We start from the raw sequence: 11,542 nt of genomic DNA, 5'->3' as shown, positions 1-11,542 counted from the left end.
TGTTTTCTGAAGCGGGTCTGAACAATAGGAAAAAATAATCTGCCGCTTACCTGTATATACGACGATTGGGCCCCGGCAGTTTTTCCGGCCGCGTCATCAACAGATGGATAGCGGGCTAAGGCTCTTTAAACCAGCCTCTGGAAACGGCAATATTTCTTTATCTTTGAGAATTCCGGAAGAAAACCGGAATATATGGCCGGCTGCTGCCTATTGACCAGTTAAACGATAATGGCAAGGGATATGCACACAGCAAATACCAAACGAAATCCTGTTGTATGAAACTGACACCGCTTACTCCCACCCCGCTCCTGGGCCTCGTTCTGACCGGCGGAAGAAGCACCCGCATGGGAACCGCCAAAGAAGAACTCCGCTGGTACGGGAAGCAACAGCAGTATGCCATGGCAGACCTGCTGGCAAAATTCTGTAGCGCCGTATCCATTTCATGCCGTCCCGACCAGCTGGAAAAAATCAGTAAAAGCTATACAGCGCTGCCTGATGCCTTTCCCGGAATGGGACCGGCCGGAGGCATCCTTTCGGCATTTCAATCCCGGAAAGAAGCAGCCTGGCTGGTGGTTGCCTGTGATCTGCCGCTGCTGGATGAGAAGGCGCTGGACTTGCTGGTCCGGTACAGGAATCCGGAAAAGACCGCCACGGTTTACGAGAGCCCGGTGGACCAAGGTCCGGAACCGCTGGCCGCCATCTGGGAGCCCAAAAGTTTCCCACTGCTCCTGGATTTCCTGAAAACAGGAAGCCGTTCGCCAAGGAAGTTTCTGATGAGCAATGATGTTCTCTTGCTGAAACCCGAAAATCCAGAAGTGCTGCGAAATGTCAATACACCTGAAGAGGCAGCAGAGATCCAGCAGATTCTGAAGGATACTCAGTAAAACATTAATTAATGGCTGAGAAAACGCTGATGAAAAAAAATCACCATCTGCAACCAAGCGAACTTTCATTCAGGATTAAAAAATAATGATGATTCAGGAAGATAAGCAGAAAAACGGATAAAACAGGAAAGGGTATGGAAAAGGCTTAAGGGAAAGGAAGAAAATTCAGAAGAAAACAACAGTAAAATTGTGTTTTTCGAAGGGGGCTGAAAGTATTGAAATAAAACTTTCATCTCCTAAAAACTTCAATGCACAGACGATATTTTATCCGTGCATTGAAATATAATTTATTACTGAGCTGTACCGGCAGCAGCAGCGATATGTTCCCCGATTTTCTGATAAATCTCAGGATCGTGCTTCCTGATTTTAATGCGGACATATTTAGAAGCCGGCATATTGGCTCCGTCTACCACGTTGTTGATAGAAACCAGGACATTGGTCTCCGGAAAATAAGTCATGGTACTTTTCTGAGGGATCGCATATTTTACCACAATGAATAGCGGTGCGATACGTTCAATACCGTCATCGTAATTGAAAAGATCAACTTTCTCTCCCTCTTTCAATCCGGCATTTTCAATGTCCTTTTCATTCATCATGACAATTCTCCTTTCATTGAAAATTCCCCGGTAACGGTCATCCAGTCCGTAAACTACGGTGTTAAACTGATCATGGGTACGGGTAGTCGCCATCAGGTACTCGTCGTCTGCCAGGGAATTGTCCGGAACAGGGGTAATGTTAAACGCAGCCTTTCCCGGGAAATGCTCACTGTTGAATTTCCCGTCCCGTGGGGCGTTCGGAAGATAGAATCCACCGTCCTGTACCACTCTTTCGTTATAGTTTTCAAAACCTGGAAGACATTGCGAAACATCATCGCGGATGGCATCATAGCTGTTGATGAACCGGTCCCAGTTGATAACGGAGCGTTCTCCCAGCACGGCTTTTGCCATTCTGCAGGCGACATGGGTTTCGTTGATGAGATGTTCCGAAACAGGCTCCAGTACTCCTTTTGACGATTCCACCACGCCCATGGAGTTTTCGGTGCTGACATACTGCAGTTCCCCGTTCACCACATCTTTTTCGCTCCGGGAAATAACAGGCAAGATAAGGGCCTCTCTCCCATGGATCAGATGTCCGCGGTTAAGCTTGATCGATACCAGGACCGACATCTCCAGCTTGCGCATCGCTTCTGCGGTATAGGTGGTATCCGGAGCAGCAGACAGCAGGTTGCCGCCCATACAGAACATGAATTTCACCTTTCCGTCATGCATTGCCCTTATCGCTTTTACCACATCATAGCCATGCTCCCGCGGCGGCTTGAAACCATAAAATTTCTCCAGCGTATCCAGCTGTTCCTCAGTAGGCTTGTGATTGACCAGCAGGGTGCGGTTCCCCTGGACATTGCTGTGGCCCCGAACCGGGCACAACCCGCCGCCCTGGATGCCGATGCTTCCTTTCATCAGGAGCAGGTTAACGATATTATAAATCATATCGACACCATTACGCTGCTGAGTGATGCCCATGCCCCAGCAGATGATGATCCTTTTCCGGACCGCAATCATCCGGGCAGCTTCCCTCAGCTGTTCCGGGGAAATGCCACATTGTTCTGCAAGGAAATTCAGGTCGTAACGTTTCAGTTCTTCGGTAAGCTCCTTAAAGCCGCCGGTCTTTTTATTTATAAAATCATGATCGATTACTTTACCCGGATTTTTTTCTTCCTCTTCCAGGAGCAGGATCTGTAAAGCTTTGAGCAGTGCCATATCCCCGTTGATCTTTACCGGCAGGTAGAGGTCTGAAAGTTCAAAGGGCTTACTGATAAGGGCCAGCGGTTTCTGTGGATCCTTAAAGGCCATAAGCCCGGCTTCAGGAAGCGGGTTGATAGCCATGATGTTGGCGCCATTCTTCTTTCCTTTAGTGAGTGCGGAAAGCATTCTGGGGGAGTTGGTTCCGGGGTTCTGGCCGATGATAATGATGAGGTCGGTATCGTAAAAATCTTCCAGTTTTACCGTTCCTTTTCCAAAGCCGATACAGCGGGTCAGGGCATATCCGGAGGTTTCATGGCACATATTGGAACAGTCGGGGAAATTATTGGTTCCGAATTCCCTTCCGAAAAGCTGGTAGACCCAGGTGGCTTCATTGCTGGTTCGTCCGGAGGTATAGAACATGGCTTCATCCGGCGACTCCAGGCTGTTGAGCTTTTCTGCGATCTTTTCAAAGGCAGCATCCCAGCTGATGGGCTGATAATGCGTTCCGTCCTTGGGAAGATACATCGGCTCGGAGATCCTTCCGAGCTGGCTGATTTCATAATCGGTCATTTTTGAAAGATCGTATACGGAGTTTTCCCTGAAGAAATCAGGCCCGATCTTTTTTGAAGTGGCTTCTTCGGCAAGAGCTTTTGCTCCGCTTTCGCAATATTCTGCTACCGGGGACCGGTCGCGGTCAGGTTCGGGCCATGCGCAGCTGGGACAGTCGAACCCGCCGAACTGGTTCATGCTGAAGAGCGCCCTTCCGCCCCGCAGTGTGGAAGCATCCCGTACGAGCTGCTGTATGGAATGCATCACAGCCGGTACCCCGGCCGCCCATCTTTCAGGCGCATTGAGTTTGAGCTCTGCCAGACGGTAAGGCGGCTGTGCTGCAGGTGACGGGCCGGAATCTCCCTTCTTTTTATTTAAACTATTGTTTTCCATATTATTGTGGTGATAAAAATGCGGTCAGCATTTGGCGTTAGGATTCGGGTAATTGTCACTCTGATCTTCAAGAGTGTTGTCCAGACAGACAAAGTCCTTTTCGACTAATATTTTCACTTTTCCGGCCTGCCCGTCGAATCCGATGCGTTCCGTAGCTATCCATTCTTCTACCATAGCGGCCGGCATCCTGAGGACGATCCTGTTTTCAGCAAATGCTGTGGAAAGCAGATGATCCTCCGTTCTTTCGATGGCATAGGTGAAGGTCTGGCCAGGAAACTCGGTGTAACCGGAGACCATGCCTGTTGCTCCCAGTTCCGTTACTTCGGATTGGGAAAGGCGGAAACGTATGCTGTTGTCTTTTATTCTTATTTTCATTGTGATGCTGTTATTTCAGTGTATGATCTGTTGCTGTGTCTGTTGCCATATCAACGTAAAGTTTTAGTTTACGGCTCTTTATTTCCGGAGGGCAAAAAATTTCATGTAAGATCCGTGTCTGTTTTTTATTATCATTCCGTAATGATTTCAATATGGCTGCTTTCATTGTATATATTGAACCGGTTGTCCCTGAGAAATCCCAGTAAGGTCATATCAAACTCCTTCGCCAGCTCTACCGCAAGGCTTGATGGAGCACCAATAGCAGCAACAGCAGAAATCCCTGCCATTGCTGCTTTCTGGATCAGTTCAAAACTGGCTCTTCCGCTCAGGACCAGAATCTGTTCCCGCAGAGGCAGCTGCCCGTTACGCAAAGCACTTCCGATCAGCTTGTCCAATGCATTATGCCTTCCTACATCTTCCCTTACGATCAGAAGATGACCGCTGGTATCAAACAGGCCGGAAGCATGGATCCCGCCGGTTGCGCTGAAGTTATTCTGAAAGGTCCGCAGCTCTTCCGCCAATTCATAAAGGACTCCAAGGGTAACCCGTTGCTTTTTCCTTTCAGTATGCGGAAAAGGACTGACGGTTCTGATAGCCTCAATCGACCCTTTGCCGCATACCCCACAGCTGGAAGTGGTATAGAAATTCCGGTCCGCATTCATCAGCTGCGGCATACATCCGTCGGCAAGCTCAACGGTAATTACATTTCCGGTGTTTACAGAACAGGCTGCCGGCAGATGAGATGCCCGTTTAATCTGCTGCGGATCTGAGATAATCCCTTCCGTAAACAGGAATCCGATTGCCAGTTCAGCATCATTCCCGGGCGTGCGCATGGTAACGGAAATATTCCGCGTATGCCTTTCCCCTTCCGATTCATATGAAACCCTGATTTCAAGCGGCTCCTCTACTGAAACCTCATCAGTACAGGAAATACCATGATTCCCTTTCATTCTGACAATCTCTATTGTCTGCACGGATTTGTTTTCTGGACTAAAGGTTTTCATATGCATTGCTGTGATTTTCCGGATGGTGTCTCTGATTATATACAGTCGGGAAGATTATATCATAAGAAAGATTTACCATAATGTAAAGGCCAGTTATGAAATGTTCCGTTAGTACTTATCAATCTTGATACCACAGAAGTAAATGTACGACTTTTTATGCCTGAAATCATAAATGAATTGAAAGGTAATCACACGGAAAATATTTGGTCAGGATTTGTTTAAGATGTAATCATGGTTCCATCAGGCTGCTGTAGACCTCTTGTATTTTACTTTTGCAGCAGATTACAGCAGGTTCATAATTCATCAGCCCGCAGCCGATGCAGATCAACATTATCCTCTGCACCGGAATTCCGATCCATACCAACCCTGCACTAATGCTGCTCATTTTCAATAAGCAGAAAGGTCTTAAAACCGGATTTCAGACAGCTTATAAGGGATTACCGGCACCATTTACATAAAGAAGATTCAGTGTAACCTTCTACGAGAAAAAATTCTTCAGACTAAATCTTATTTCAGTTTCATTGATCCTGAGATCCTATTATTGTTTTTTAAGAAGATACAGATCCTTTCAGGTAAAAAAAGAAATCAAACCTCTTCTTTCATCAGTATTCAGCACATCATGCTTGCTGACAGGAAAGTTCCCGGATTTTCCCCTGGCCCAGACCTGATTTATGATTTTGCCTGCATATCAATGAATCACCACCCTGATAAACCACTCTTTTACTATCTTTGCAGCTAATTTTGACAGCATGAATTTCCTTTCCGATTATCAATTGCCCGATCATCCGCAGATCGGTGTGGTTTCCTCGTTTTCCGGACTGGTGCATACGGAATTCAGCGGGCTTGTAAATGCCCTCTGCTGGCCGAGAAGCCTGGCCGGAGATTTTAAGGAAATTGTATCCAAGCTTCAATTAGGAGAAGATATTACCGAAGTTTCTGCTGAAGATCTTTTGGCCCTCTCCCTTTCAGAACAGGGAAATACCGCAAGGGAAATCATCCTGAGTGACCTCCGGCGGCTTACCGGTTTTGGTGCTTTGCCTTCCCTGAATTTACTTAGATGTTATGAGCGGGACGAAGAATTGGATTTTTTCTCCACGGATGTCTATTCTTACCATGTAGACCGTTCGCCCATAGGAACGGATACATTCCTATGCACCTATCACGGAGCTGCCAGCGATATGATTGCCAATGATCAGGTGACACAGAAAATCCTGGTCCCTGAAATCCGGGAAAAGCTCCGGCAGCTGCATAACGGTCCGGAGGCAGAATTTGAAGATTTCTTGCAAGAATGTTTTTTTGACCTCCATTACCAGGCCCAGCCTGATGCACAGCCCATCAATCTGGGAAACGGCCATCTCTGGCGGCTCGCCGTAGATCATCCCCAACAGGAGGTTTTGCCCTGCGTCCACAGGGCACCCATAGAAAACGAAGGCGAATACCGGTTGCTTCTGATCTGCTGAAAATGGATGCTGTTTCTCCTTGAAAACATACCGGAAGACTTTCTCATCCCGTATCGGTTGGATCTGATCCGAAAAGAGAATAACTGAGCAGTGAAGCAGTGCGGTCTTCATTTTTTGAGACTGCAACGCAGGCATCAGGTCCTGCTAATTCTGGGTGCTCACGGCCTGTCGTAAAACTACGACATCAAATCGTAGAACTACTACAAATTTTCAGATAACGGAATAAAACTGATGTCCGTAAAAAATCCCTTATTATCTTTGGGTTATACAAAATCAATCACTTATCAGAATATTAACATTTAAAATTTACAAATCATGGCATTAAATTCGAGAGGAATCTTAAAATTCAACGGCAGTGAAGGACAGAAATTACTAAAGCTGAACTACAGCGTTTCAAGATCAACGGATGTTTCGGGACGCGTGGCTTCAGACCCGTCTAATGCAATCATTAAACTGACCATCGAGGCAACAGAAAAATCCGACATCCTGGAATCCCTGCTGAACGGAAAATACAAACCGACTTCCGGCGAAATTACCTTCAACAAATCCCATGAAGAAGGAACACTGATTACCCTGAACTGGGAAAACGGATATGTAATCCAGCATCAGGTGGAATTCGACGCCACCGATGAAAACTCAATGTATATCAGTTTTGTAGTGAGCGCGGAAAAAATCAACTATGGGAATGCAGCATACGAAGGATTGTGGCCAAGCTCTTAACCAGCCCACTGTCTTCCGGCATATCAATTACTACGGGACCGTCTGTGAACAGACAGTCCTGTCTTTTTATTTGACCTGACCTCCTGTATCCGGCCTGTTTCAGCATTTTGAATGAGAAATCCGCTTCCCGAACTCTTGGGTTTCCACTATTGCTTCCGTTGGGAATCAGCTTTTAAACTGTCTTTTTTGCATCTTTTTGCCCGGAAAACAACAGACCGGAAGGACCATTATCCGGAACTTTTTACAATCTCTCCGAAAAGACAGAATAATTGCTTTCCGGAGCTGGAATTTTGATTAAATTTACGTCTTTAACGTATGCCCTCCGCAATCCGGCGGCATTTTGCAAAAAACTCCTATGAATAAAAAAAGTGCCACCATTTATGACATCTCGAAAAAGCTCAACGTAAGTGTGGCCACCGTTTCCAGGGCACTGAATGACCATCCCAGAATCAGCCAGGCGACCAAGGACCTGGTGAAGGCCACCGCCAAAGAGATGAACTATAAACAGAACAACCTGGCCAAAGCGCTGAAAAGCGGGGAAACAAAAAACGTAGGAATTATTGTGCCCTATATCAACACCAATTTCTTCTCATCGGTCATCCGTGGTATTGAAGAGGAGCTGTCGCCTCACGGCTATCACGTCATTATATGCCAGAGCCACGAAGATGTAATGATTGAGAAAAGGCATCTGAATACCCTGCTGAATGCCCAGGTGGACGGCATCTTCATGTCGGTTTCCAGGACGACCCTGGACACAGAGCATATCCGGAACATCCTGGATACCTCCAATACCCCGATCATTTTCTTTGACCGTAAAAAAGACATCCCGGGAATCAGCACAGTGGTAATTGATGATTACCGAGGCGGTTATATGGCAACCCAGCACCTGATCAGTGAAGGCTATAAAAACATCTGCCACTTTTCCGGTGACCTGAACCTGGAAATCTACCAGCACCGTCTGAATGGTTACCGGCAGGCTTTACTGGACCACCAGTTTCCCGTAAAGGAAGAAAACATCATGGCTACCGGAAGCTCCATCGACTCAGGAATCGAGGCCATTAAAACTTTATGGAGCAGGAAATCCGTGCCTGACGCGATCTTTTCTTCCAGCGACTTTGCCGCTTTGGGTGCCTGCCAGGAACTGAAAAAGCGGAAAATCAAAATCCCGCAGGAGGTAGCGGTCATCGGGTTTTCCAATGAGCCGTTCACCCAGTTCATGGAACTGCCGATCAGCTCGGTGGACCAGACACCGGTCACCATGGGGAAACTTGCAGGGCAGGTGTTCATAGAAAGAATCAGAGAAAATGGCTCCGGGATCTCCATTGAGAAAAAAGTGGTGCTGGAACCGCAATTGTATATCCGGAAATCTTCAAAACGGACATGAATGTATGTCTATATGATGTCACGGATTTTAAATCCGCGACATCTGATCTGCAAAAAGAAAATGCCTCCTAACCGAAGCAGGAAGCATTTTCAACCCTAATATTTATATAATTACTAACAATAATTATTAAATCTAAACTATAAGCTGACTCCTCTTCTCCAGGGAATAAAGTCATGCTGGTCCAGTACGCCGGCTTTGGTTTTCACTTCGCCGCTGGCTACCCTGATGATGAACTCCAGAAGTTCTTCTGCCGTTTCGGGAATGGTCTTTTCCCCGCTGATAACCGTTCCGGTATTGAAATCGATGATGTCCGGCATTTTTTCCGCCAATGCGGTATTGGAAGAAATCTTCACTACCGGGGCAATCGGATTTCCCATTGGTGTTCCGAGGCCGGTGGTAAAGAGGACAACGGTAGCTCCGGATCCTACCAGTGCAGTAGTACATTCCGCATCATTGCCCGGTGTGCAGAGGAGGTTCAGTCCGGGTCTGGTGGCATATTCCGTAAAATCCAGGACTTCAACAATAGGTGCCGATCCTCCTTTTTTGGAAGCCCCTGCCGATTTCATGGCATCGGTAATCAGTCCGTCCTTGATATTCCCGGGCGATGGGTTCATATCGAATCCTGACCCTGCGGCCACAACGGAATTCTCAAAGTCTTTCATCAGCTTCAGGAATTTTATGCCGTCTTCATCATTCACACAGCGGTTCACCAGTTCCTGCTCTACCCCACACAATTCCGGGAATTCGGCAAGCATGGTGGTTCCGCCTATGGCAGCCATAATATCGGACACTTCACCCAGTACAGGATTTGCGGAAATTCCGGAGAAACCGTCGGAGCCGCCGCATTCGAGACCGATGTTCAGTCTGGTGATAGGGGCCGGTTTTCTCTCCGTTTCATTGGCTTTCTTAATGCCTTCATAGGAATCCCTGATGACGCCGGTCAGCATTTCATCAATGGTTCCTGATTTCTGCTGTTCATATACGACAATCGGTTTTTTATTATCGGGTGCAAGGGCATGCAGGGCATCCATAAAGATCTGGACCTGCAGGTTCTGGCAGCCCAGGCTGAGAACGGTGGCTCCCGCCACATTCGGGTTGTTGACGTAACCCGCAAACAACCTTCCCAAAGCTTCAGCATCCTGGCGGATCCCGCCGCAGCCACCCTGGTGCGTAATGAAACGGACATCGATATTTTTGAAGATCCTGGTGTCCTGTTTTTCTTCTTCCACTGCAACATCAGTACCCGAACCGCCGTTCAGCAGTGACCTGAGCAGGAGCTGGTGCTTGCTGGCCTTCTCATGCAGCAGTTCTTTTTCAAAGATGTTCTTTAAGGTTTCTATATTTTTATTCTCGCAGAATACCAGCGGGAAAAAGAGCCATACATTTTCCGTTCCTACCTGCCCGTCCTCACGGTGATACCCCATGAACGTGCGGTCTTTCCACTGTTCCACATCAGGCGGCGTCCAGCCCAATGTACCGGTTTTGCCTTCTACTTTTGCACTCTGGTGCTTTACGTTTTCCGTAGTAATGACCTCGCCCTTTGCAATAAAACGGTTTGCTTTTCCTACGATTACGCCATACATAATGATGTGGTCTCCTTCCTGAAAATCTGCTGCGGCAAATTTATGCTTTGCTTTCGTATCTTTCAGCATGGTATATTCCATACCATCGAGCTGAACCGGTGTTCCGGCAGGAAGGTCCAGCAAAGCGACGATGACGTTGTCTTTGGGGTTTACTTTCAGTACTTTCTTCTGCATGATGTTTAAGAAAAATATTGGATGAAGTTTTTGTAGGCCGTCTCCATATCGTGACGATCAATTTCATACAGTGCTTTCGCTACGGCTTCTTTCAGTCCCTGCACCTGCGTAAGGTCGGTATCCCAAAAGCTTTCTTCGCTTAACGCAAGTCCGGAAATCACAGGATATTCTTCATTCGCCCAGATTTCCCTGAACCGGCTGACCACTGCCTCATCATCGTTCAAAGGTAGGGATTTATCAGCAAAGCTTCCCTGATAAAAACGGATAAGACTCGCCAGGGAAAAGGTTAAATGAAGCGGTAACCGGTTGTTTATTTCAATATACCGCAGCAGGCTCGGCAATACCCTTACTTTGAATTTGGAAATGAAATACAGGGCAATGCTTGAAAGATGATGTTTGATGAAAGGATTCCTGAACCGGTCGAAAACCTCTTCCGCAAATTCTTTCAGTTCGGTTTCATTCAATCCTAAGGTGGGATTCACCTCATGAAAGATGGCATTGTTCAGAAATGTGCTGATGAACGGATGGTCCATTGCTTCTTTTACCGTTTCCTGTCCTGATAAAACAGCCGGAGCCAGCATCAGGGTATGGCCGCCGTTCAGGATCCTGACTTTTCTCAGGCGGTACGGCCGGATGTCGTCTACCACCAGGATCTGCTCATTGATTTTGTCAAAAGGAATCCTCGCGTTTAAATTTCCGGCATCCTGAATAACGAACAGCAGGAACGCCTCCGAAACTACCATCATCTGATCTTCATAATCCAGCCTGTCTTCATAGGATGCGGCATCGTCCTTAGGATAACCGGGAACAATACGGTCTACCAGTGTATTGTGGAAAAAATTATGTTGGTTAATCCATTGCACAAACCCTTCTTCCAGATTCCAGAGCCTGGCATACTGAATAATGATGTCCCTCAGGGCAAAAGCATTGTCTTCTATCAGCTCACACGGAATGATCCGCACGCCTTTATCAGCTGCACCGTCAAAATGTTTGAACCTTTCATAGAGCAGCACGGTTAGCTTTGCCGGGAAATTCCTGTGCGGGCCCTGATAGGAATCTTCAGACCCGTTATAAGCGATCCCTGTTTCAGTAGTATTGGAAAATATAAATTCCAGCCCGTCTTCTTGCGCCAGCGACAGGAATTCATGATAATCCGTATAAGGATTCACCGACTTCTGAATGGCGGAAATCACCTGTTTTTCATCAATCAGCTCCTTTTTCCTGATGCCTCTGGTAAAAAGGGTGTACAGATTATCCTGTTCTTCCAGCTTATG

Annotated in this window: 9 protein-coding genes; 4 read left to right on the top strand and 5 right to left on the bottom strand. The window is 47.0% G+C overall.

The window, feature by feature from the left end; translation table 11 throughout:
* The first annotated feature begins 275 nt into the window (after positions 1 to 275).
* Complete coding sequence (locus QZ735_RS13320; RefSeq protein WP_294249299.1) at positions 276 to 884, top strand: NTP transferase domain-containing protein; 609 nt, start codon at positions 276 to 278, stop codon at positions 882 to 884.
* A gap of 290 nt (positions 885 to 1,174) precedes the next feature.
* Here the strand turns inward: QZ735_RS13320 and QZ735_RS13315 are convergent, their stop codons facing one another.
* The 3 genes from QZ735_RS13315 to fdhD form a co-directional block, all read right to left on the bottom strand.
* Entirely contained in the window at positions 1,175 to 3,568 is a 2,394-nt protein-coding gene (locus tag QZ735_RS13315) for an FdhF/YdeP family oxidoreductase (RefSeq protein WP_294249296.1), read from the bottom strand.
* A 24-nt stretch (positions 3,569 to 3,592) separates the two neighbouring features.
* Entirely contained in the window at positions 3,593 to 3,943 is a 351-nt protein-coding gene (locus tag QZ735_RS13310; RefSeq protein WP_294249293.1) for a hypothetical protein, read from the bottom strand.
* Positions 3,944 to 4,074: 131 nt separating this feature from the next.
* Positions 4,075 to 4,917, bottom strand: a complete 843-nt coding sequence (gene fdhD, locus QZ735_RS13305) for a formate dehydrogenase accessory sulfurtransferase FdhD (protein ID WP_294249291.1) — start codon at positions 4,915 to 4,917, stop codon at positions 4,075 to 4,077.
* 779 nt (positions 4,918 to 5,696) lie between these two features.
* Between fdhD and QZ735_RS13300 the strand changes: the two genes are divergently transcribed.
* The 3 genes from QZ735_RS13300 (at position 5,697) to QZ735_RS13290 (ending at position 8,511) form a co-directional block, all read left to right on the top strand.
* Entirely contained in the window at positions 5,697 to 6,407 is a 711-nt protein-coding gene (locus tag QZ735_RS13300; RefSeq protein ID WP_294249289.1) for a DUF1826 domain-containing protein, read from the top strand.
* A 315-nt stretch (positions 6,408 to 6,722) separates the two neighbouring features.
* A complete protein-coding gene (tssD, locus tag QZ735_RS13295; protein WP_294249287.1) occupies positions 6,723 to 7,127 on the top strand; it encodes a type VI secretion system tube protein TssD in 405 nt (134 codons plus the stop codon).
* 355 nt (positions 7,128 to 7,482) lie between these two features.
* The gene (locus QZ735_RS13290; RefSeq protein WP_294249286.1) at positions 7,483 to 8,511 is read left to right on the top strand and encodes a LacI family DNA-binding transcriptional regulator; all 1,029 of its coding nucleotides are present in this window, start codon (positions 7,483 to 7,485) and stop codon (positions 8,509 to 8,511) included.
* Positions 8,512 to 8,648: 137 nt separating this feature from the next.
* Here the strand turns inward: QZ735_RS13290 and QZ735_RS13285 are convergent, their stop codons facing one another.
* Positions 8,649 to 10,268 carry a UxaA family hydrolase gene (locus QZ735_RS13285; protein ID WP_294249285.1) on the bottom strand — a complete coding sequence of 540 codons (1,620 nt, stop codon included), beginning with the start codon at positions 10,266 to 10,268 and terminating at the stop codon, positions 8,649 to 8,651.
* Between the two features lie 5 nt (positions 10,269 to 10,273).
* On the bottom strand, positions 10,274 to 11,542 hold a 1,269-nt coding region (locus QZ735_RS13280; protein WP_294249283.1), incomplete at its 5' end, for a tagaturonate reductase.

Origin of the sequence: uncultured Chryseobacterium sp. (assembly GCF_913776365.1) — a bacterium.
Classification (GTDB): domain Bacteria; phylum Bacteroidota; class Bacteroidia; order Flavobacteriales; family Weeksellaceae; genus Chryseobacterium.
This window is presented reverse-complemented; position numbering and strand designations above follow the sequence as displayed.

What these genes read in the sequence shown, in the direction of transcription:
- tssD (WP_294249287.1), top strand. Translation starts at nt 6,723, where the DNA reads ATGGCATTAAATTCGAGAGGAATCTTAAAATTCAACGGCAGTGAAGGA.
- QZ735_RS13315 (WP_294249296.1), bottom strand. Translation starts at nt 3,568, where the DNA reads ATGGAAAACAATAGTTTAAATAAAAAGAAGGGAGATTCCGGCCCGTCA.
- QZ735_RS13320 (WP_294249299.1), top strand. Translation starts at nt 276, where the DNA reads ATGAAACTGACACCGCTTACTCCCACCCCGCTCCTGGGCCTCGTTCTG.
- QZ735_RS13290 (WP_294249286.1), top strand. Translation starts at nt 7,483, where the DNA reads ATGAATAAAAAAAGTGCCACCATTTATGACATCTCGAAAAAGCTCAAC.
- QZ735_RS13285 (WP_294249285.1), bottom strand. Translation starts at nt 10,268, where the DNA reads ATGCAGAAGAAAGTACTGAAAGTAAACCCCAAAGACAACGTCATCGTC.
- QZ735_RS13310 (WP_294249293.1), bottom strand. Translation starts at nt 3,943, where the DNA reads ATGAAAATAAGAATAAAAGACAACAGCATACGTTTCCGCCTTTCCCAA.
- QZ735_RS13300 (WP_294249289.1), top strand. Translation starts at nt 5,697, where the DNA reads ATGAATTTCCTTTCCGATTATCAATTGCCCGATCATCCGCAGATCGGT.